The organism is Lysinibacillus contaminans, from assembly GCF_001278945.1.
In the GTDB taxonomy this organism is placed as follows: domain Bacteria; phylum Bacillota; class Bacilli; order Bacillales_A; family Planococcaceae; genus Lysinibacillus; species Lysinibacillus contaminans.
Window position 1 is genome coordinate 2,326,913 of sequence record NZ_LGRV01000003.1, and the last position, 23,066, is coordinate 2,349,978.

Below are 23,066 nucleotides of genomic sequence, written 5' to 3' on the forward strand. Positions count from 1 at the left end.
GTCTTGTCCTCCTTAGCCTTTATTTCTATGCTCGCGGATGAGCATTCATATATGTTTGGCGAAGATGTTCCTTCGTAACATGCGTATAAACTTGCGTTGAAGATAAATGTGCGTGGCCCAGTAACTCCTGCACCGTTCGTAAATCTGCACCATTATTAAGTAAATGAGTTGCAAATGTATGGCGCAACATATGTGGATATATCTTCGTATGAAGTGAAGCTTTTTCAATCATTTCATTTAAAATATAACGCACGCCACGAGGTGTAAGTTCCCCTCCGCGCATATTGACAAACAATTGTTGATGATTCGTATTTTTCGTAAGCATCGGTCGCGCTCGCTCTATGTAATACAACATCGCTTCGCTGGCGTACTGCCCAAACGGAATGATACGCTCTTTACGACCTTTCCCCATTACTCGAACGATGGAATAATGAAAATCAACATCATTCATTGTAATTGTTGTTAACTCACTAACACGAATGCCTGTTGCATAAAGTAATTCTAAAATCGCCATATTGCGCAATGATTTCAGGTCTTCCCCTATGTTTGCTTCAAAAAGCTGCGTTAATTCCTCTTCATAGAAAAAGCTTGGTAAACGAGATTCCTTTTTGGGATGATAGAGCGAACGAAATGCCGCGTCATCCATTCCATACTGTTTGTTTAAAAAACGAAAAAAAGAACGAATCGATGAAATCTTCCTTGAAACCGAAGACCTTGCTTTCATTTCATCGTACAACTTCGTTACATAAAGACGTGCATGTATATACTCAACACTAGTCAAATCATTAACATTCTCTGCTTGCAAAAACGCTAAAAAATCTAATAAGTCTGATTCATATTCTCGCACTGTATGAACAGAGAAATTTTTCTCCACTTGGATATATAGCATAAACTGTTCAAGTGCTTGTTGGGACGAAACTAACATGGAACTTTCACCACCATTGTGATTATTCGCAAACTTCACTCAAGTAAAACATGGCATCAAGATTTTATCATGAATAACGACTGTTATTCATAAAAACTCTCCATAATAATTTCTACAGGACTCGCCAAAAAACATACATATTGACACTATACCTATATACGTAATATAGCAAGTAAAAAACATTACATTATGAAAAAAACATCATGTAAAATAGTAATTTTCGTGTGAGTAAGTACTTTGCAACTTTAGAAAACAAAAAGCCTCTAAAAGTATACCAACTTTCAGGGGCTTTTTGCAATTAAATTTTCTGTGAATTCACAAAATTTTGAATTGATTCTAATGCGCGCGTTGCATGCATCTCTGCTCGCTCTGGTTTTGAACGACGCCCCGGTGGTAATTCAGGGAAAATACCAAAGTTTACATTCATCGGTTGGAAGTTTTTCGATTGCGCTTCTGTAATATAACGCGCCATACTTCCTAGTGCCGTTTCAAATGGGAAGATTAACAGCTCTTGTCCAAGAGCTAAACGTGCTGCGTTAATCCCAGCGATTAACCCACTACCTGCTGATTCCACGTAGCCTTCTACACCCGTCATTTGGCCAGCAAAGAAAATATTTTTGTTTTCACGTAACTGATATGTTTTTTCTAACACTTTCGGCGAATTTATGAAAGTATTACGATGCATTACGCCATATCGAACAATTTCTACATTTTCTAAACCAGGAATTAATTGCAATACTTCTTTTTGTGGTCCCCATTTTAAATGCGTTTGGAAGCCTACGATATTATAAAGTGTACCAGCTGCATCATCTTGGCGTAATTGAACAACTGCATACGGACGTTTACCAGTTTTCGGATCTTCTAGACCCACTGGCTTCATTGGGCCAAACAGCATTGTTTTTTCGCCACGAGCTGCCATTACTTCAATTGGCATACAACCTTCAAAATAAATTTCTTTTTCGAATTCTTTTAAAGGTACCACTTCTGCTTCAATCAACGCTTGACGGAAACGGTTAAATTCTTCTTTTGTCATCGGACAGTTTAAATATGCCGCTTCCCCTTTATCATAACGAGATTTTAAATATACTTTATCCATATCAATGCTATCTTTTTCGATAATAGGTGCCGCTGCATCATAGAAGTATAAATAATCTAGACCTGTTAACCCTTGAATTTTTTCTGCTAATGCTTTTGACGTAAGTGGACCTGTTGCAATAATTGTTATACCTTCTGGAATTTCAGTTACTTCTTCATGGATTACTTCTACTAGCGGATGATTTTTCACCGCTTCAGTTACATAACTAGCAAACTCATGTCGATCTACTGCAAGTGCACCACCCGCAGGCACTGAACATGCATCTGCTGCCTTTAAAATAACAGAATCTAACGTACGCATTTCTTCCTTAATGACACCAACAGCATTTGTTAATGTATTTGCACGAAGAGAGTTAGAGCATACTAGCTCCGCAAATTTATCTGTATGGTGAGCAGGTGTTTGCTTTACTGGACGCATTTCATATAAGCGTACTTTTACGCCACGCTTTGCTATTTGCCATGCAGCTTCACTACCTGCAAGGCCAGCACCAATTACATTTACTACTTGTTCAGTCATGTTCTTACCATCTTTCTACACTATAGTTGGCGTTTCTTCATAGTCACATTTTGTGCACTGAATTTGAACACCTTTTTTCAATTTTTTCTCTACTAATAATTCATTACATTTCGGACATGGTCTACTTATTGGCTTATCCCACGATACAAATTCACACTCAGGATATTGATTGCAACCGTAGAATAAACGCTTTGTTTTACTTTTACGTTCTACAATTTCACCATTTTCACATGAAGGACATTTTACACCAATAGGTTTCATAATTGCTTTAGTATTACGGCAATCAGGGAAGTTTGAACAAGCCATAAATTTGCCGTAACGACCTAATTTATAGACCATTGGTGAACCACATTTTTCGCAGTCCTCACCCGCTGGCTCGTCTTTAATCACGACTTTTTCCATTTCTGCATCTGCATGCTTCACATGTACTTCAAAGTCTTTATAGAAGTCATCAATAACCTCTACCCATTTACGACTACCTTCTTCAACATCATCTAAATCTTGTTCCATTTTTGCAGTAAACTCAACATTGAGAATATCTGGGAAAAATTCAAGTACGAGCTGATGCACAATTTCACCTAGCTCTGTCGGCATAAAACGTTTGGCATCTAATACAACATAACCACGTCGTTGTAATGTATCTAACGTCGGTGCGTAAGTTGATGGGCGCCCTATTCCGATTTCTTCCATCGTTTTTACTAAACGTGCTTCTGAAAAACGTGGGGGTGGCTGTGTGAAATGTTGCTTTGGTTCGATATCAAGTGATTTTACTTTATCACCAATTTCCATTTCAGGTAGTAACTTTGTTGTTTCTTCTGTTTGGTCATCTGTACCTTCTATATATAATTTCATAAAGCCTGCGAATTTCACCTGTGACCCGTTTGCGCGGAATAAAACATCACTATTTTGTAAATCTACCGCAACTGTATCTAATACAGCTGGCGCCATTTGACTTGCAATAAATCGCTCCCAGATTAAGCGATATAGGCGTAATTGGTCACGACTAAGCACAGTTTTTAGTTCGTCTGGCGTACGCATTGTACTTGTCGGACGAATTGCTTCATGGGCATCTTGTGAATTAGAAGCTTTTTTCGCTTGCTTTACTTCTGTTGCAATATATTCCTTACCGTACTTTGTTTCGATATAAGAAACCGCTTCTGTTTTGGCTGTTTCTGAAATACGCGTAGAATCGGTACGCATATACGTAATTAATCCAACGGTACCTTCTTTTTTACCAATATCAATACCTTCATAAAGTTGCTGTGCAAGCATCATTGTTTTCTTTGCACGGAAGTTTAATTTACGTGCTGCTTCTTGTTGAAGAGAAGAGGTTGTAAAAGCAGGTGCTGCGTTACGTCTACGCTCTTTCTTTGTCACATTGACAACCTTAAACTCTGTACCTTTTACATTTTTTAATATCGCTTTTACCTGGTCTTCATTCGTTAATTTGATTTTTTCTTTGCCATCACCGTAATACAGTGCGTCAAACGTTTTTTTACCTTTTTCAAACGAACCTTCAATCGTCCAGTATTCTTCAGGTTGGAAATTTTTAATTTCATTTTCACGATCAATAATCATACGTAATGCAACTGATTGTACACGTCCTGCTGATAAGCCCTTTTTCACTTTTTTCCAAAGAATCGGGCTAATATTATAGCCTACTAGGCGGTCTAACATACGACGTGCTTGTTGTGCATCCACCAAATCCATATTAATAGAACGAGGATGTTTAAATGATTCTAAAATCGCATCTTTCGTAATCTCATTGAACACAACTCGACAATCCGATTCAACATCAATATTTAACGCTGTCGCAAGGTGCCAGGCAATTGCCTCTCCCTCGCGATCTGGATCGGCCGCTAGATAGATTTTTTTCACTTTTTTAGCTGCAGATTTTAATTCCTGTAAAACAGGTCCTTTTCCGCGAATCGTAATATATTTTGGTTCGTAGTTATTTTCAGTATCAATGCCCATTTGACTGCGTGGTAGGTCACGAACATGGCCGACTGACGCTTTCACTTTGTATTTTTTCCCTAAATAACGTTCAATTGTTTTTGCTTTTGCTGGTGATTCTACAATCACTAAATAATCCGCCATCTATGTCTCCCCCTTAGAGAGGTTCATTGCTAAATTTTTTTATGTTACCTGTTGCAAAATGTATAACAGTTTTTAAGATAATGCAACTTTTTTTCAACATTTATTAGAAAACAGTTCCAGAATTTCAACGATTTGATAACCATTGCATACAGGAATCGCACCTTCAAAGAGCAATTTATTAGTTCCTTTTGACTGCTCCGCATCGATTGGTCCTGGTACAACAAACACATCTTTCCCTTGTTCAAGGGCACATTCTGTCGTAATAAGTGTGCCACTTTTTAGCGCAGCTTCTGTCACAACTAGGGCGCTTGATAAGCCACTAATAATACGATTACGCATTGGGAAATGCCATTTTTCCGGCCTCATATACGGCGGATACTCCGTAATGAGCAACTGCTCTTCCGCCATCTTCTCTGCTAGTAGCTGGTTTTCTCTTGGATATACATGATGGAAACCATGTCCGAGTACAGCAATCGTCTTACCACCGTATTTCATCGTTGCTTCATGCGCTAGTGTATCCGCACCTCTTGCAAGCCCACTCACGATTGTATACTCATGTTCAACAAGTGGTGGAACAATTAAGTCCATCGCTGTCTTTGTGTAGACTGTAGCCTTCCTAGAACCGATAATAGCGATATGTTTGCCGCCTAGCAGTGAATATTGACCTTTTATATACAATACAGTAGGTGGACTTGGTAATTCAAATAAATGCACTGGATAAAAAGAATGATTGAATGGAATGGGGAAAATATCAGCACTGGCATATGCTTCTTCAAGTGGCATATTATACGCTCGCAAAAATCCTTGTAAAATCTGGGCAGCTTTCGGAAGTGGTATTTGTAATGCCTGCGCAATTTCATTCGGTTTTGCATTTTCAAAATGACTTAATACATCTACCGGGAATAGTAACTGTTGAAGTTTTTGGAGTGGCAAAGGATAAACATAATGTAGAGCTAATAGCCTGTGTGTATCAACTGAAAAAATCATTTAAAAACCCCCTCGTTTTATATAGAAGAAATTAAATGACCGCATCTTTCATTTCATCACAACACAATAGAAAAAAGATGTAGCACAATGTGCTACATCTTCCATTTTAATGGGTTTTACATTTTTCGTATAGCCCTTTTTCTTTAATAACTTTAATTAACGTTTCACCAATAACAGATGGTGTTGGTGCTACTTCGATACCTGCAGCATTCATCGCTTTAATTTTTTCAGCGGCTGTTCCTTTACCTCCAGAAATAATGGCACCTGCGTGTCCCATACGTTTTCCTGGAGGAGCTGTTTGACCACCGATGAAGCCCACTACTGGTTTCGTCATATTCGCCTTAATCCATTCAGCTGCTTCTTCTTCAGCTGTACCGCCGATTTCACCAATCATGACAACTGCATACGTTTCAGGGTCATTATTAAACGCTTCCAATACATCGATGAAGTTTGTACCATTCACTGGATCTCCACCAATACCAACTGCTGTTGTTTGACCAATACCTTCTTGTGTTAATTGGTGTACAGCTTCGTAAGTTAATGTCCCTGAACGAGATACAACGCCTACATGTCCTTTTGTATGAATGTACCCTGGCATAATACCAATTTTACATTCATCTGCAGTAATCACACCTGGACAGTTTGGTCCGATTAGGCGCGTTTTCTTGCCTTCCATATAACGTTTTACTTTTACCATATCAAGGACAGGTATATGCTCAGTAATACAAATTGTTAAATCTAATTCCGCATCAACCGCTTCTAAAATTGCATCTGCTGCGAATGGTGCTGGCACGTAAATAACCGATACAGTCGCACCTGTTGCTGCTACAGCTTCTGCTACAGTATTGAACACTGGTACGCCTTCAATTTCAAGACCACCTTTACCTGGTGTTACCCCTGCTACAATTTGTGTACCATAGTCTAACATTTGCTTTGTATGGAATAGAGCAGTTTCGCCCGTGATTCCTTGTACAATTACTTTTGTATCTTTGTTAATAAATACAGCCATTATACTCCCTGCCTTCCTTAGCCTACTAATTCCACAATTTTTTGCGCACCATCAGCCATTGAGTCTGCCGCTACGATATTTAAGCCAGATGCATTTAAGATTTCTTTTCCTAAATCTACATTTGTACCTTCTAAGCGCACAACCAGTGGTACTTCTAAACCGATTTCTTTCGCTGCTGTCACTACACCTTCAGCAATAATATCGCACTTCATGATACCACCGAAAATGTTGACAAAAATCCCTTTTACGTGTGGGTCAGATAAGATAATTTTAAATGCTTCTGTTACTTTTTCAGCTGTCGCGCCGCCCCCAACGTCAAGGAAGTTAGCGGGACTGCCGCCATAGTAACTAATCGTATCCATTGTTGCCATCGCTAAACCCGCACCATTTACCATACAGCCAATATTACCATCCAATGAAATATAGCTTAGGTCATATTTAGATGCTTCAATTTCTTTTGGGTCTTCTTCATCAAAATCGCGTAATTCTACGATATCTTTGTGTCGATATAAGGCATTTGAATCAAAATTGAATTTTGCATCTAACGCTAAAACCTCACCTTGTCCAGTGACAACAAGTGGGTTAATCTCTACGATAGAAGCATCTTTATCGATAAATGCTTGATACAAGCCTAACATTAATTTAACAGCTTTCCCTACAAGGTTTGCTGGAATGTTCATATTAAACGCCAAACGACGTGCTTGGAAGCTTGTTAATCCTACAACCGGATCTACAATTTCTTTGAAGATTTTCTCTGGATGAGCTTCTGCTACTTCTTCAATATCCATGCCGCCCTCTTCTGAACCCATCACTGTAACACGTGATGTCGCGCGGTCTAGTACCAGACTTAAATAATATTCTTTTTGAATGTCAGAGCCTTCTTCAATGTATAGTCGCTTTACTACTTTACCCTCTGGACCTGTTTGATGTGTGACTAAAGTTTTACCAAGTATCTCTTTAGCGTACGTACGCACCTCATCAAGGTTTTTCGCGATTTTAACACCGCCCGCTTTTCCGCGTCCACCTGCATGAATTTGCGCCTTTACCACTGTAACATTAGAGCCAAGCTCCTTTGCTACCTTTACTGCTTCATCAGGAGAAAAAGCTACTTTTCCACTCGGTACTGCAACGCCATATTTCCTAAGTATTTCTTTCCCTTGATATTCATGGATATTCATAATACATCCTCCAATCAAACATATACATAGAATTGTTTTACTAACATAATCTATTCTAACTAAAGATTCTGACAAAGTCTACTGTGTCTATGGTAAGCCCGAAATATAAAAAATAGCGCACCTTTACGGTACGCAAGACGAATGGCCAGCTAGCTGAAAATTTTTTCGACTAGCTGGCTATTTTGCACATGTGGCTTGAATATTTTTTGACCAAGGCATGTGATTATGTAAAATTTTAGGTTGTTGATGAAACGGTACATTAGGTAATTCCGCCATTAGCTTCACCATATTCCGTTCAATTTTTTATATAGATAATTATACCACTTTAAACAGTGTAGTTAAAAGATGCCTTTTACAGATTTTGCAATAGCCTTCGACTGTTGTAAGGATAGTCCTTCTAATAGCCGGCGCAGCTCCTGTTGTGAAAGACTTCGCACCTCATTTTCATCTTTCGGCCATTGAAGCTTGCCATTATCCAATCTCTTGTATAGCATAGCGAAGCCATCTCCATCAAAATACAAACATTTATAACGGTCCTTACTCCAACCTGAGAAGAGAAATATCGAATCGCTATACGGATCTAATTCGAAAGAATCTTGAATGATTGTTGCAAGACCATCGATGCCTTTACGCATATCCGTCTTCCCACAAATAATATAGATATTTTGCACGCTCGTAAAATTATGGTTCATCGACTTTTCAACTCCTTCATAATGGTTTGGATGATGCGTTCATCTACGCCATTAAAGAAAGCTATTTCAGCTACAGCTGTTTTAATAACACAACTCGGTGAAGCTATATCATAAGAAGAACGAAACGTGGTAGATTCAGTTGGAAGGGGATCAAGTTTAACTGGGACGATGGTTACTTTATTTGTGGACATAGAAATGGCACCTCCTTTGATTGATACGTTTATCGTACCGGAGGTGCCTGGAGTTTTATATGCGTTATTTGATTACGGGCTTACTTCAAAACAATGATTAATTACTCAATGCTATCTTCAAATACTTTTTGATTATGATAGTATTCAAGTGTAACATCATCAGATGCTTAAAAAAAGCCTGTAGCTAAACTTGAATAAGCTTGTCTACAGACTAAAAATATCCATTTTAGATTATAAACATTGCGCCGCTGTAATAATAGATAATTTATAAACATCATCACTTGAACAACCACGTGACAAATCATTTATAGGTGAGTTTAGTCCTTGTAAAATTGGACCAATTGCTTGGAAATTGCCTAAACGTTGAGCAATTTTGTAACCGATGTTTCCTGCTTCTAAGCTTGGGAAAATAAATACATTTGCATCCCCTTGAATAACTGAATTTGGAGCTTTTTGTTTTGCAACACTTGGAACGAATGCTGCATCAAATTGGAACTCACCATCTAATACAATAGAAGGATCTAATTCGTTTGCAATTTCTACTGCTTTACTCACTTTTAATGTTTCATCAGAAACAGCTGAACCTTTTGTTGAGAAACTTAACATTGCTACTTTTGGTTCAATACCGAATGCCTTAGCAGTTTTTGCAGATTCAATAGCAATCTCTGCTAAATCTTGACTTGTAGGTGCAATATTAATTGCACAATCAGCCATAATATATTTTTCATCCTTACGTACCATAATAAAAACACCACTTGTTTTAGATATGCCTGGTTTTGTTTTAATGATTTGTAATGCTGGTCTAACGGTATCAGCAGTAGAGTGAATCGCACCACTTACTAACCCATCTGCTAAACCTTCTTTTACTAACATCGTTCCGAAATAATTTACTTGTTTCATTAAGTTAGCTGCTTGTTCTTCTGTAGCTTTGCCCTTTCTAATTTCTACAAACTTTGTAGCAAGTTTAGAAGTAGTTTCTGCATCCTCCATTGAATAAACAATACAATCAGCTAAATCTACATTTGCAGCTGTTAGCTTCATTTCTAGTTTCTCTTTATTACCTAATAAAACAGGTACAACTATTTTTTCCTTTGCTAACTTAACTGCAGCTTCAAAAATTCTTTCGTCATTACTTTCAGGTAATACAATTTTTATTTTTTTTTCTTTTAATTGATCTTTTAGAATATCTAAAATATCTGCCATTTCTTATAACCTCTTTTTCCATTTCAGATTATATTTGTAAGCATGCTTACTACAAGTGATTAGAATTTCTTTTTATATTATAACTTTTTTAAGCGATAGATTGTCAAGTTACTTACCCCTGTCATTTTTTACTTTTTAACTAATTTCTGAAAGAAGTCTCCCACCTCAAAAAACAAGAAATAAGACTTCTTTTTTTCATCTGAATACAACTAAAATATATTCCCTCCTAAGATTTTGTTTCCCTTCGTCTATGTTATGATCGCTTGTAAGTGTGACTTACACATTTGGTTGACTGTCCCTACCCATCAGGACTGTTTACAGAGCCAGCATTGAGCCAATAACTAGGGGATCATTTTTGGATTTTTGGGTATGATAACGAAAATGACGTAGTTCTCTCAGAACTTGGACTAGACAATAAGAGCTTTTATAAGCACCCACTTCCACATTCGTTAGAATGCAAGTGCGGATTATTGACAGTATCAGTTTTTTTGCTATTATGTTATACGTCAATAATACATGACAACTAAATAATGTTATTTTCTAGACATAATAAGACTTATCGAGAATATCTAAGTGATATAGATATCTACAATTCATTATTAATTGTTTTGAATACGTTAAGGAGAGATAGTAAATGACAAAAGTATTAGCTGTAAATGCAGGAAGTTCATCCTTGAAATTCCAATTATTTAACATGCCACAAGAAGAAGTATTATTAAAAGGTCTACTTGAAAGAATTGGACAAGAGAAATCCCAACTAGTTTTAACTGTAAACGGGGAAAAGATAAAAAAAGAATTACCTATTCCAAATCATGATGTAGCAGTAGAAATTGTTTTACGAGAATTAGTCGAAACAAAAGTATTAAAATCTTTAGATGAATTACATGGAGTAGGTCATCGTGTAACTCACGGTGGAGAATTATTTGCAGAATCTGCAATAATTAATGATGATGTAATTGAGAAGATTGACTCTTTATCAGATTTGGCTCCCCTTCACAATCCTGCCAATTTAGCTGCAATTAAAGCATTTTTCAAAGTATTACCAAATATTCATGCCGTAGCAGTATTTGATACAGCGTTTCATCAAACGATGCCAAAAAGCTCTTATCTTTATAGTTTACCATTTGAATACTATGAAAACTTCGGTATAAGAAAATATGGTTTCCATGGTACATCACATAAATATGTTGCTCAACGCGCAGCCGTTATGTTACGTAAACCTTTAGAACAATTACGATTAATTTCTTGTCATCTAGGCAATGGTTCTTCAATTGCTGCTATTGAATATGGTAAGTCAATCGATACAACAATGGGCTTTACACCTTTAGCAGGTTTAACAATGGGTACACGCTCTGGAGATATTGATCCAGCTTTAATTCCATACATTATGGAAAAAACGGAGAAGTCTGCAGATGAGGTAGTAGAAATTTTAAATAAAAAGAGTGGATTGTTAGCTCTATCAGGAATTTCTAGTGATCTTCGTGATATTGAAGAAGCTGCTGATAAAGGGGACGAGCGTGCTAATTTAGCATTAGAAGTATTCGCAAGCAGAATCCACAAATACATCGGTTCTTATGCTGCAAGAATGCGTGGAGTAGATGCTATTATTTTCACTGCCGGTATTGGTGAAAATAGCGATATTGTTCGTGCTCGTGTTGCTACTGGATTAGAATTTATGGGTGTTTATTTTGACCCAAGTTTAAATAATGTGCGTGGAGAAGAGACATTTATTAGTTATCCTCATTCTCCAGTAAAATTATTAATTATTCCAACAAACGAAGAAGTAATGATTGCTAGAGACACATATGATTTAATGAATGTAGAAGATAAATAAAATATCTATAAAGATTTAATTAATTTGTTATTTTTTGTAGTCTAGAAATTATGATTAGTTTAAGATTAATTCTAAAAACGAATCTGAGAGTACGATTAGAAAATCGTACTCTTTTTCCACTTTTAAAGGCTCTAAAATATTTGTTGGGGTGTTCATACAATTTCATGCACAAAAAAAGCACAAAATTACTCTTTTTTATATACTTGAATTGTAAGCCCGAAATAAAAAATAGCGCACTTTTACGGTACGCACGATGAATGGCCAACTATCTGATATTTTTCGGATAGTTGGCTATTTTGCACATGTAGCCTAAATATTTTATGACCAAGGCATGTATTTATGTAAAATCTCAGGTTGTTGATGTATTGGTAAATTAGGCAGTTCTGTTATCACCTTCACCAAATATTGATAAAAATCAATATCGTTTGCCTTGGCTGTTTCAGCCAAGCTTAAACAGATAGCATTGGCTTTAGTACCAGCTTCACTCACAGAAAAAAGCCAGTTTTTTCGATTATGTGTTTAAGAACATAATCGAAATTGTGTGCTGACTTTTGTTATGTGCTTAAAGCATTAAAAAGGCATTTAAATAATGTCTTTTTCGGCTTTCTCAGCACATTATAATGAATTCAAAACTGAAAAATATCTCCGGTTTCGCATCTGATATTCTTTTCCCTTTTCATTAGGCTCATGAAATTTATATACAGCTGCTTCTTTAAATTTTAAATCTGCAACCAAGTATTTATGCGTAATTTCAAATACTTTCATGACCTAATCATAAAGTGATTAAAATAAAAACCGGAATATTTTGGTCACTAGCACGTGGAATGTCTTTATTTTTCTTATGTGCTGAAATTTTTTGAAATCCTTTAGGTTACATTTTAACATCCTTTTATTACATATTTGGGTACTTTATTCATATAAAAAAAGCACCTCAAAAATACGAGAGTGCTTTCCTGTTATCTATTTTTTCCATGTTGCTGATCTAAACGATAAATAAATGCAAACACTTCTGCCACCGCTTGATATAATTCTTCTGGAATTGACTCATTTAAATCGAGTTGTCCAAGTAATTGCACTAAGTTAGGATCTTCATGGATGGGCACATCATGTTCAGTTGCACGCGCCAAAATATTTTCTGCAATTTTTCCTTTCCCTTTTGCCACAACGGTTGGACTATTGTACTGTCCCGGCTTATACGTAAGAGCAATCGCTTCTTTTCGAATTTTTTTTTCATCATTCATACGCGGAAGTCCACCCCACTATGTTCTTCTTGAGGTTCAGTTGTGATTGTTTCTTTTACTGGTACTGCCTTCTCAAATGGCTTAATAAACACGGCAGATAACTGATAGTCTTTTTCAGCTAAACCCGCTTTAAGTGCCGCCTTCAATGGCTCCGCTAGTGGAATGACATCTGGATTTTCGTTAAATACCGTGACCGTGACCACTCGATTTTGCACCTGCATGTCAATCACAGTTTCCTGCATCGACTCCATTTGCAAATAGAATAGAACACGTGCGTAGTTGGCATCAATTTTACCATTATCTTTCATACGCCCATTCCATTGCAACGTCGCATCCATTTTTTTGCCAAAAAATTCAAGTGGCACTTGCATAATAAGCTGGTGTTGATGTCCATTTTCTCCGGATGAAAGTTGCATACCATTCATACGCGTCATCAACATTTCTGCCGCTTCTTTAAGTTGCGGTGTTATTTGCGCATCTTGAAGTAATGCGTGCAGCTGCGGCTTTAACTGATGGGCAATCGCCTGTAAATCAGCCGACTTATTATTTAGCGCTGCCTCATAGCTAATACCTAAGCCCTTTAGCACGGTTTTTAACGCGTGTTCCATTGCCTTACTATCCATCGAGCTTTGCACTTGTGCATCCGCTTGCGTCATTAGTTGTTGAATGATTGGCTGCGATGATTCACTACCTACCTTCACAAGATTACGCATCAATGCCTCATTTTGTACAAGCGTTGCCGTTTCAGGTTTTAATAGTGATAATAAATGATCCTTTGATGATAAGCTATTTGTATCTTGCGTAAACAAACGTTCAGGTATACTTTGCGTAAATGCCTTAATGAGTTGCTCTTGGACTTGCTTTGCAAAAATCTCTAACGTTTGCTTACTGGGTGGTAATTGAGTAAAACGTTCAATTAGTTGTGTTAATTGTTGCTTTTGCTCATTTGTCAGTAAGTTTTGGCCCGTTGTCCAAGCCTTTAATTGTTCAATTAGCTGCGCTGCATTTTCTGGCTTTGTCGCAAGTATCGTTTGTACAATTTGTCCGGCCTGCTGCATTTGAGGTGGTTGCGTTGTTGTTGGCTGTACTGAAGACCAATTCTGCAAAGTCGCATTTTGTGGTACTACACCTGCTTCTTTTAACATATTCAGTGCTTGTAAACGATCACTAATAGGTGCTGCATTATTATTTAGAATTTGCACTGATTTTGCGAGTACTAATCCACCTGTCTCAGCCTCAAACGGCTTCGCAATCGCTTGCACCTGTTGCATTAAATTTTGCTTTACTCCCTGGGGTAGCGTAGTGTCTATCATCAGCAATTGTGCAAAATTATTCATTGTAGACGTCATGCCTACTGTTTTTTGCCCACTAAGAAGCGCCTGAAATACATCATTCGTAAAAGGCATTTTCAACTCTACCATTTTTTGCATTGCTTGTAAGGCATCCGCTTTCATCACACCTTCTGGTAACGCCTTCATCCATGCTTCTGCTTGCACGAGCTGTTCTTTCGAAATCGGTATTTGCGCCTTCATGAAATGCGATAGTACTTGCTGCATTTCAGTCGTTTTTGGTAAGTTCATCGATTCTAATAGCTGATTCATCTGCTGTGTAGGAGATGTAGATTGTGCCATCGGACCTGTGACAACTTTTAACTCCGTTTGAGGGCTAGTACCTGATACTTGAAAGAAATGTGCATCTCCAGCTTTTAATGGCACCTCTAGTTGGGCAATTAATTTTTGATTGCCTACTTGTACTTCTGCCATTTGATCGGGATATAATTTTGTAATTGTTCCATGAAACACTTGCCCTTGCTTTAAGGCAAGGGGCTGATTTGATGGAATTGCGGCTGTTTGCTGTATTTGTATCGGATTAAAAGATGTAGATGTCATACATACTCTCCTTCCTCTAAAGCATTGATTTAATTGGTTCAAACGATTTTCGATGATGTATTGTCGCTCCGTATGTTTCAAGTGCCTCTAAATGCTGTTTCGTACCGTATCCAGCATGCTTGGCAAAGCCGTACATCGGAAACGCTTTGTCGAGTTCCTCCATATAATCATCACGTGCTGTTTTCGCCAAAATAGAAGCTGCGGCAATTGCTAAACTTTTTGCATCTCCTTTAATAATTGAATCTTGGGGTATTGCGATTGGTAATGTCATCGCGTCCACGAGCACATAATCTGGTTTAATAGATAATGCCTCAACACTGCACTTCATTGATTGCTTCGTCGCTTCGTATATATTCAATTTATCTATGATTTCAGCCGATTGAAAATGTACTGAATAACTGAGTGCATGTGTTTTTACGAGCACCGCAAAAGCATTGCGTTTTTCTTTTGAAAGCTGTTTAGAGTCATTTAAACCAACGAGTTCCATGCAATTTTCTGGTAAAATGACAGCCGCCGTTACAACGGGACCTGCTAGTGGACCACGACCTGCCTCGTCCACACCTGCAATCAGTGCTCCCTCCACTCCGTAGCTTCGATCAAAGTCTATTTTTGCTTGGTGCTCTCGTAGTAACTGTTGTTTCTTTTCTTGACGCTTTTTCCAGCTTTGCCATACTTTCTGTACACCGGCACGTTCATCAGTTACAATATCCTGCATCCAATCCTGCCATTCTTCTGCTTCTTTTAACGCTGTAGTAATTTCTTTAATAGTTTTCACAACATCTAAACCCCTTTATTTCACTCTACCTTTTTATCGGCAAATTTATTAGTTTCTAAAAGAAAAACTGCCAATGTCACAATTTCTTGCGTGACATTGGCAGCTTAATATTTCATTGCTCGTTTTCAGCTTCTTTTTCGAGTTGTTCATTGACAAAATCGAACGTTAATTTACCTAATTGCTGTCCGCGAATATCTCGTACAATTAGTAGTGAAACCTGATCATAGTCAATTTCACCGCCCGCTCCAAATACGCGTCGTAATTTACCGATATGATCAAATGTTTCAACTAAATCCTCGTGCATAGACTGGAAGCCATACCGTTCTGCCATGCGCGTTGGATAGTGTTCAGATAGGAAACGTAAGCCGTATACCGCTAAGTCTTCCATATTCATAATCGTGTCTTTAATGGCACCTGTTAACGCAAGCTTATAACCAACTTCTTGGTCCTCAAATTTAGGCCATAAAATCCCCGGTGTATCGAGTAACTCTAATTCTTTACCGAATTTAATCCATTGCTGTGCTTTTGTAACACCTGGTGTATTACCCGTTCTTGCAATGTTTTTCTTGGCCAAACGGTTAATCAATGTCGATTTCCCAACATTCGGAATACCAACAATCATCGCCCGAATTGCTCGTGGCTTCATGCCGCGCGATTTCATACGATCAAACTTTTCTTGTAGTAATTCCTGCGCTGCTTTTGTTACCTGTTGTAAACCTTTACCTTCAAGAGAATTAATAGCAACCGCTTTATGTCCATGAGCAGCAAAATATTGCACCCATTTACGCGTTTCTTGCTCGTCTGCCATATCCGCCTTATTTAAAATAAGTAGGCGTGTTTTTTGACTAATTACCTCGTCAATCATCGGATTACGTGATGATAGCGGCAAACGTGCATCAACTAATTCAAAAATAATATCTACTAGCTTTAGATTTTCCGTTACTTGGCGACGAGCTTTTGCCATATGCCCCGGAAACCACTGGATTGTCATACATGTACCTCCTAATCAAAAGAAAAAGGGAGTGTTGTCCGCTCCCCTTAAATAAGACTATTTCACAATTTTAATATCACTAAATGGCCAGAAAATCAGGCTTGTATTGCCGATTATTTCTTTTTGTTCGATTAAACCAATATGTCGACTATCTTTACTATAGCGGCGATTATCCCCCATTACAAAGACATAGCCCTCAGGAATTGTATTCTGGTTGACACCAATATCCTCTAACGTGAAATCTTCCGTTAAAGTACCCTCAGTAATTTGTGCTTTGTAAGCATCTAAATAAGGTTCATCAATTGGTTCTCCGTTAATGTACAATTGATCGTCTTTATACTCCAACGTTTCTCCAGGTAATCCAATCACACGTTTAATGTAATTTTTTTGTTCTGGTGCGTGGAAGACGACAATATCAAAACGCTCTGGTTCTCCAATTTTATAGCCGATTTTATTGACAATCATACGGTCGCCATCTTCAAGGGTTGGCATCATGGATTCACCATCTACTGCAATTGGTGTAAATAAAAAATAACGAATAACTGCCGCAATCGCAAATGCAATAAGAAGTGCTTTCGTCCATTCCCATAACTCATTTTTTTCCTTTACTTGTTTCTCCATATGAATTGCCTCCTCGTCTATCCTCATTTTAGAGGAAATCTATTTAAGATGACAAGCAAAAAGAAAAGGAGCTTGCAAAACAAGCTCCTCACTTTTAAGTCATAATTATCGAAGTTCTTTAATACGAGCAGCTTTACCACGTAGGTTACGTAGGTAGTAAAGTTTAGCACGACGTACTTTACCACGACGGATAACTTCTAAGTTAGCGATTTTTGGTGTGTGTACAGGGAATGTACGTTCAACACCAATACCGTAAGAAATTTTACGTACTGTGAAAGTTTCGCTAATTCCGCCACCACGACGTTTGATAACTACACCTTCGTACATTTGGATACGTTCACGAGTACCCTCTACTACTTTCACGTGTACACGTACTGTGTCACCTGGGCGGAAAGTTGGTAGATCCGAACGAAGCTGATCTTTAGTAATCTCTGTAATAATGTTTGACATTGTTTTCTCTCCTTAGACAGATGCTCTTGCACGCAATTTATGCCACAGCGGAACATCGTAATTCAGCACTCCATTATAGAAGCACAAAGATGATGTTATCATAAATCGGCAATGCTCGCAAGCATCTTCATTGTTCATTTCTTAATTTTTCAATATACGCTTTTTGCTTATCTGTTAAAGGATAATGCTCGAGTAAATCTGGACGTCGCTCGAACGTTCGTTTCAGCGATTGCTCCTCACGCCACTCGGCAATCTTCGCATGATTACCTGACATTAGAACATCAGGTACTGTCATGCCTCGGAATTCTGCAGGGCGTGTGTAATGCGGATGCTCGAGTAAGCCTGTCGAAAACGAATCTTGAATATGTGAGTCTTCTTGTCCTAAAACGCCTGGTAAAAGACGCACAATGCTATCAATCACAGTCATCGCACCGAGTTCTCCACCGGTTAAAACGAAATCTCCTATAGATATTTCATCCGTAACAAGATACTCACGAATACGCTCATCATAGCCTTCGTAATGACCGCATAAAAAGACTAATTCTTCCTCTTTAGCAAGCTCTTCTGCCTTCTTCTGCGTGAAGCGCTCACCTTGTGGGCACATTAGGATGATACGCGGCTTCTTTCCAGCTGTAATAGCTTCAACCGCACTAAACATCGGCTCAGGCTTTAACACCATTCCTGCGCCACCACCGTACGGATAATCGTCTACTTGCTTATGTTTATTGCCAGAATACTCTCGGATGTCTGTGACAGAGAGCTGCACAGCACCTTTTTCTTGCGCCTTTTTTAATATCGATGCCCCAAATACACCTGTAAACATATCCGGAAAAAGGCTCAACACTTGAATATTCATTACAATAACCCTTCCATTACGTGAATTGTAATGACTTTTTCATCTATATTAATGTCTTTTACAACATCTTCAATGTATGGAATGTAATGTTCTTTACCTTTTGTCCCTTTTACTACCCATACATCATTTGCGCCTGTTTCTAAAATATCTTTAATTTCGCCGATTGTTTCGCCTTCTTCAGAAACAACAGAACAACCAATAATATCATGGTAGAAGTATTCGTTTTCTTCTAACAAATCTTCGTCCATTTGATCTTGCGTCACTTTTAGCATACCCTCTTTAAAAGGCTCAACTAAGTTAATATTGTGCATACCTTCAAATGTTAATAAGATAAAGTTTTTATGACGGCGTACCGATTCAATCGTTACCCAGGTCGGTTTTTTATCGTTCTTTTTAAAGGCTGCGAGCTTATTGCCCACTACAAAGCGTTGTTCTTCAAAATCTGTTGTGGATAAAATACGCACTTCACCTCGAACACCGTGCGTATTAACAATACGGCCTACATTAAACCATTCCATTTTGATCACCTCATGTTAGAAAAGTGCTAAAATGCTTGTCCATCCTAGTTCAGTGCTAAACAGCCCAAAACGAAAGTAGACACGCTTCCATTTTCGCCTGAGGGATTAAAGCAACATTCAGGGGATGGCATTTTAGCCTAGACATTGAATAGTATATCCAATGTTCGACTATATAAAAAAGGAAGGAAGGAACTAGCAAGCTCCCTCCTCCTTTTTCAATCCAATATATCGACGTAAGTCTTTTTTTGATAGTGACTACCTGCCGCTGAATAAACAATTGTACGAATCGCTTTAGCAACCCGCCCTTGTTTGCCTATGACTTTCCCTCGATCCTCTGGATGAACAAAAAGTTTATAAACAACTCGATTTGCATTTTCGTCCGTCTCAACACGGACTTCTTCTGGATAATCGACTAACGGTAAAACGATTGCTTCAATCAGCTGCTTCAAAGACGTCTCCCCCGATTATTTATTGAATTTTTGGTTATGGAATTTTTCCATAATACCTTGTTCTGAGAACAAGTTACGCACTGTATCTGATGGTTTTGCACCGTCAGCTAACCATTTAAGAGCTTTCTCTTCATCAATGTTTACAGTAGCTGGTTGAGTTAGTGGATTGTAAGTACCCACTGTTTCGATTTGACGACCGTCACGTGGTGAACGAGCGTCTGCAACTACGATACGATAGAAAGGAGATTTTTTAGCTCCCATACGTTTTAAGCGAATTTTTACTGCCATTTTAATAGCACCTCCGAATAAGTTTCACACAAGATAGTATATTATCAATGTTTGTGATGTTTGTAAAGTGTTTTTTCTTAACACCTAAAAAATATTATTTAAATAATGAATCAAAACCTGGTAATTTCATTTTCTTCTTTCCTTTACCAGTTGCCATACCTGTCATTTGTTTCATCATTTTCTTCATTTCTTCAAATTGCTTTAATAAACGATTGACCTCTTGAATAGACGTTCCTGAACCTTTTGCAATGCGTTTCTTACGACTGCCATTAATGATTTCAGGATTCGTTTTTTCAGCAGGTGTCATTGAATAAATGATGGCTTCCACGCGCCCCATTTGCTTATCATCTACTTTGACATTGTCTAAGCCTTTGATTTTGTTAGCACCAGGTAGCATTTTCAAAATTTCATCGAGTGGACCCATCTTTTTCACTTGTTGTAATTGCTCGACAAAATCATCGAATGTAAAGCTTTGAGTTTTGAATTTTTCTTCAAGTTCTTTCGCCTTAGCTTCATCGACATTTGCTTGTGCTTTTTCGATCAGTGATAATACGTCGCCCATCCCTAAAATACGAGATGCCATACGCTCTGGGTGGAACGCCTCAAGCGCATCCAATTTTTCACCCATACCGACGAATTTAATCGGTTTTTGTGTGACAGAACGGATAGAGAGCGCAGCACCACCACGTGTATCGCCATCAAGTTTTGTCAACACAACGCCTGTAATGCCCACAGCTTCATTAAAACTTTCTGCAACATTGACAGCATCTTGACCTGTCATCGCATCCACGACTAAGAACACCTCATCAGGCTCTTTTAATGCGCGAATATCTTTTAATTCTTGCATTAACGTTTCATCGATATGCAGACGACCTGCTGTATCGATAATGACCACATCATAATGCTCTTCTTTTGCATGTTCTAGTGCTTGACGGGCAATTTCTACAGGTGAAACATCTGTGCCCAACGCAAAAACAGGTAGCGATAATTGCTTCCCTAATGTTTGTAATTGCTGAACTGCAGCAGGTCTATATACATCCGCTGCAACTAGAAGTGGTTTACGATTATACTTTTTACGTAAAACATTCGCAAGCTTCCCTGAAGTCGTTGTTTTACCAGCACCTTGCAAGCCGACCATCATAATAACTGTTGGTGGTTTTGTATTGAATTTAATAGGGCTTTGTTCGCCACCCATTAATTGCGTTAACTCATCTTGAACGATTTTAATAACTTGTTGGCCTGGCGTTAAACTTTGCATCACGTCCACACCAACTGCACGTTCACTAACTTTTTTAACAAATTCTTTTACTACTTTTAAGTTAACATCCGCCTCGATTAAAGCAAATCGGACTTCACGCATCATTTCCTTTACGTCTTGCTCCGATACTTTCCCTTTGCCTTTAATCTTTTGGATTGTTCCCTGGAGTCGTTCCGCTAATCCTTCAAAAGCCAATGCTTTCGCCTCCTAATCCCATTCTTTCAATTGTTCAATAAGCGCAAGTTGCTCCTCGACTGGCATACTTTTTTCAGTAATACCTGCAGTTAGCTGTGCTAGCATTTGTGTACGTTGTTGGAATTTTCCCAATAAACATAATTTGTTTTCATATTCTTCAAGCATCGCTTCTGTTCGACGAATATTATCATAAACAGCTTGGCGTGAAACCCCGTAAGATTCAGCGATTTCCCCAAGTGAGTGATCGTCTAAATAATAAAGTTCCATATAACTTCTTTGCTTATCTGTTAATAGTGCTTGATAAAAGTCGAAGAGAAAATTCATGCGTGTTGTTTTTTCAAGTAGCATCAAATTATTTCTCCCCCGATCATTAGTTATTTGTATCATAACGAAAAGCGCCTGCCTCTGTCAAGGTAATCTCCTTGTCTAAAAGTATTCTATTAGCTGATTACAGGCGTTTTTCACCCTCCGCTAGAATTTCCTTTTAAACACTGTGAGTCGACCTTTAAATGAGTAGACAAGCGCTTATTGTTAATCATTAATCTTCGCTATTTTGTAATTCCTTATCTAAACCATCAGCAAATAAACCATAAACATAACGTTCTGCATCGAACGGTTGTAAATCATCCATTTTTTCACCTAATCCGATAAATTTCACTGGGATATGGAGCTTGTTACGAATGGCAAGGACAATACCACCTTTAGCTGTACCATCCAGTTTCGTTAACACAATCCCTGTAACATTCGTTACTTCTTTAAATGTTTGTGCTTGCACAAGTGCATTTTGACCTGTCGTAGCATCAAGTGCTAGTAACACTTCATGCGGTGCATTTGGCACTTCACGAGAAATAACACGATGTACTTTTTCAAGCTCATTCATTAAGTTTACTTTGTTTTGTAATCGACCAGCCGTATCACAGATAAGGACATCTGCACCACGTTTTTTTGCAGCATGAATCGCATCATACATTACCGCTGCAGGATCTGAGCCTTCAGATTGTCTAATGACTTCACAGCCAACGCGGTCGCCCCACACTTGCAATTGGTCAATCGCACCCGCACGGAATGTATCACCTGCTGCTAACATAACCGTTTTACCTTCTAATTTCAGACGATGTGCTAATTTTCCAATTGTTGTCGTTTTCCCAACACCGTTTACACCGACAAATAAAATAACGGTTAGTTCACCTTGTGGCTGGATGTTTAGATGGATTAAATCTTCTTCACCTTGTTCATAAATTTCCACAAGCTTTTCTGAAATAATTGCTTGGATCCCTTGTGTATCTTTAATGTTTTGGCGTTGTACTTCAAAGCGTAGTTTATCCATTAGTTCCATTACTGTTTCAATACCAACGTCAGCTTGTAATAGTAAATCTTCTAATTCCTCGAAAAAGTCTTCATCGACTTTACGGTAACGCGCCACGAGGTCATTCACTTTTGATGTGAAAGAGTTACGTGTTTTTTCGAGACCGGCTTTAAATTTTTGTGTAATCGACCAAGCAGAAGGTTTCTTTTCTTCCACAGGTTCTTCTACAGACTGTTCTTCTACTATAGCAATTTCTCGAACTTCTTCTTGCTCAACTTCTTCTACCACTAGTTCTTGTGGCTCTTTAAAGACCGGCTCTTCAATGACGGGTTCTTCTTTCACTTGAGGTTGAGCCACTACTTCTTCATTAACAGTTGTTTCAATTTGCAGCTTTTCATCATCTACTGTCTCGCTAGACTCTTCGCCTTTGACAGCTACTACCTTTTCTTCTTCATCGGGATTTCCCATTAATTTATCTTTTAAACGTTTAAAAAAACTCAT

23 protein-coding genes and 1 pseudogene are annotated in these 23,066 nt (G+C 38.1%); 1 reads left to right on the forward strand and 23 read right to left on the reverse strand.

Features of this window, described 5'->3' with window-relative positions; genetic code table 11:
* Positions 1-25: 25 nt before the first annotated feature.
* From xerC to pta, 9 genes are all read right to left on the reverse strand, one after another.
* Complete coding sequence (xerC, locus tag AEA09_RS13480) at positions 26-925, reverse strand: tyrosine recombinase XerC (RefSeq protein WP_053584350.1); 900 nt, start codon at positions 923-925, stop codon at positions 26-28.
* A gap of 298 nt (positions 926-1,223) precedes the next feature.
* Positions 1,224-2,537: an FADH(2)-oxidizing methylenetetrahydrofolate--tRNA-(uracil(54)-C(5))-methyltransferase TrmFO gene (gene trmFO, locus AEA09_RS13485; protein ID WP_053584351.1), complete on the reverse strand. Its 1,314-nt coding sequence runs from the start codon at positions 2,535-2,537 to the stop codon at positions 1,224-1,226.
* A gap of 15 nt (positions 2,538-2,552) precedes the next feature.
* Positions 2,553-4,634, reverse strand: coding sequence for a type I DNA topoisomerase (gene topA, locus AEA09_RS13490; protein WP_053584352.1), 2,082 nt, complete (start codon positions 4,632-4,634; stop codon positions 2,553-2,555).
* Positions 4,635-4,727: 93 nt separating this feature from the next.
* The gene (gene dprA / locus AEA09_RS13495) at positions 4,728-5,621 is read right to left on the reverse strand and encodes a DNA-processing protein DprA (RefSeq protein WP_053584353.1); all 894 of its coding nucleotides are present in this window, start codon (positions 5,619-5,621) and stop codon (positions 4,728-4,730) included.
* A gap of 106 nt (positions 5,622-5,727) precedes the next feature.
* A complete protein-coding gene (gene sucD, locus AEA09_RS13500; protein ID WP_053584354.1) occupies positions 5,728-6,630 on the reverse strand; it encodes a succinate--CoA ligase subunit alpha in 903 nt (300 codons plus the stop codon).
* 17 nt (positions 6,631-6,647) lie between these two features.
* Positions 6,648-7,808, reverse strand: a complete 1,161-nt coding sequence (sucC, locus tag AEA09_RS13505) for an ADP-forming succinate--CoA ligase subunit beta (RefSeq protein WP_053584355.1) — start codon at positions 7,806-7,808, stop codon at positions 6,648-6,650.
* Positions 7,809-8,146: 338 nt separating this feature from the next.
* Positions 8,147-8,500 carry an IS66 family insertion sequence element accessory protein TnpB gene (gene tnpB / locus AEA09_RS13510; RefSeq protein WP_053584356.1) on the reverse strand — a complete coding sequence of 118 codons (354 nt, stop codon included), beginning with the start codon at positions 8,498-8,500 and terminating at the stop codon, positions 8,147-8,149.
* Positions 8,497-8,691, reverse strand: a complete 195-nt coding sequence (locus AEA09_RS13515; RefSeq protein WP_053584357.1) for a hypothetical protein — start codon at positions 8,689-8,691, stop codon at positions 8,497-8,499. The genes tnpB and AEA09_RS13515 overlap by 4 nt, the downstream gene beginning before the upstream one ends.
* Before the next feature lie 231 nt (positions 8,692-8,922).
* Positions 8,923-9,894: a phosphate acetyltransferase gene (gene pta, locus AEA09_RS13520; protein ID WP_053584358.1), complete on the reverse strand. Its 972-nt coding sequence runs from the start codon at positions 9,892-9,894 to the stop codon at positions 8,923-8,925.
* A 634-nt stretch (positions 9,895-10,528) separates the two neighbouring features.
* On the opposite strand from pta, the gene AEA09_RS13525 reads away from it, so the two are divergent.
* Complete coding sequence (locus tag AEA09_RS13525) at positions 10,529-11,728, forward strand: acetate kinase (RefSeq protein ID WP_053584359.1); 1,200 nt, start codon at positions 10,529-10,531, stop codon at positions 11,726-11,728.
* Positions 11,729-12,046: 318 nt separating this feature from the next.
* Here AEA09_RS13525 and AEA09_RS20510 read toward each other — a convergent pair.
* From AEA09_RS20510 to ftsY, 14 genes and pseudogenes are all read right to left on the reverse strand, one after another.
* A pseudogene (locus AEA09_RS20510) lies at positions 12,047-12,238 on the reverse strand (transposase domain-containing protein); the annotation flags it as partial.
* Between the two features lie 446 nt (positions 12,239-12,684).
* Complete coding sequence (locus AEA09_RS13530; protein WP_053584360.1) at positions 12,685-12,969, reverse strand: EscU/YscU/HrcU family type III secretion system export apparatus switch protein; 285 nt, start codon at positions 12,967-12,969, stop codon at positions 12,685-12,687.
* Positions 12,966-14,858 (reverse strand): hypothetical protein, encoded by a 1,893-nt coding sequence (locus tag AEA09_RS13535; RefSeq protein ID WP_053584361.1) that lies wholly within the window; start codon positions 14,856-14,858, stop codon positions 12,966-12,968. The genes AEA09_RS13530 and AEA09_RS13535 overlap by 4 nt, the downstream gene beginning before the upstream one ends.
* 16 nt (positions 14,859-14,874) lie before the next feature.
* Positions 14,875-15,633, reverse strand: a complete 759-nt coding sequence (locus AEA09_RS13540; protein ID WP_053584362.1) for a ribonuclease HII — start codon at positions 15,631-15,633, stop codon at positions 14,875-14,877.
* Positions 15,634-15,745: 112 nt separating this feature from the next.
* The gene (gene ylqF / locus AEA09_RS13545) at positions 15,746-16,624 is read right to left on the reverse strand and encodes a ribosome biogenesis GTPase YlqF (protein ID WP_053584363.1); all 879 of its coding nucleotides are present in this window, start codon (positions 16,622-16,624) and stop codon (positions 15,746-15,748) included.
* A 57-nt stretch (positions 16,625-16,681) separates the two neighbouring features.
* Positions 16,682-17,245 carry a signal peptidase I gene (gene lepB / locus AEA09_RS13550; RefSeq protein ID WP_053584364.1) on the reverse strand — a complete coding sequence of 188 codons (564 nt, stop codon included), beginning with the start codon at positions 17,243-17,245 and terminating at the stop codon, positions 16,682-16,684.
* A 105-nt stretch (positions 17,246-17,350) separates the two neighbouring features.
* Positions 17,351-17,695: a 50S ribosomal protein L19 gene (gene rplS, locus AEA09_RS13555; protein WP_053584365.1), complete on the reverse strand. Its 345-nt coding sequence runs from the start codon at positions 17,693-17,695 to the stop codon at positions 17,351-17,353.
* A 127-nt stretch (positions 17,696-17,822) separates the two neighbouring features.
* Positions 17,823-18,551, reverse strand: coding sequence for a tRNA (guanosine(37)-N1)-methyltransferase TrmD (trmD, locus tag AEA09_RS13560; protein ID WP_053584366.1), 729 nt, complete (start codon positions 18,549-18,551; stop codon positions 17,823-17,825).
* On the reverse strand, positions 18,551-19,069 hold the full coding sequence (gene rimM, locus AEA09_RS13565; protein WP_053584367.1) for a ribosome maturation factor RimM: 519 nt from the start codon (positions 19,067-19,069) through the stop codon (positions 18,551-18,553). Before rimM ends, trmD begins: the two co-directional genes overlap by 1 nt.
* 215 nt (positions 19,070-19,284) lie before the next feature.
* Positions 19,285-19,518: a KH domain-containing protein gene (locus tag AEA09_RS13570; RefSeq protein ID WP_053584368.1), complete on the reverse strand. Its 234-nt coding sequence runs from the start codon at positions 19,516-19,518 to the stop codon at positions 19,285-19,287.
* Between the two features lie 15 nt (positions 19,519-19,533).
* A complete protein-coding gene (gene rpsP / locus AEA09_RS13575) occupies positions 19,534-19,806 on the reverse strand; it encodes a 30S ribosomal protein S16 (protein ID WP_053584369.1) in 273 nt (90 codons plus the stop codon).
* A gap of 94 nt (positions 19,807-19,900) precedes the next feature.
* Positions 19,901-21,259, reverse strand: a complete 1,359-nt coding sequence (gene ffh, locus AEA09_RS13580; RefSeq protein ID WP_053584370.1) for a signal recognition particle protein — start codon at positions 21,257-21,259, stop codon at positions 19,901-19,903.
* A gap of 12 nt (positions 21,260-21,271) precedes the next feature.
* On the reverse strand, positions 21,272-21,607 hold the full coding sequence (locus tag AEA09_RS13585; RefSeq protein WP_053584371.1) for a putative DNA-binding protein: 336 nt from the start codon (positions 21,605-21,607) through the stop codon (positions 21,272-21,274).
* Positions 21,608-21,797: 190 nt separating this feature from the next.
* A complete protein-coding gene (gene ftsY / locus AEA09_RS13590) occupies positions 21,798-23,066 on the reverse strand; it encodes a signal recognition particle-docking protein FtsY (protein WP_053584372.1) in 1,269 nt (422 codons plus the stop codon).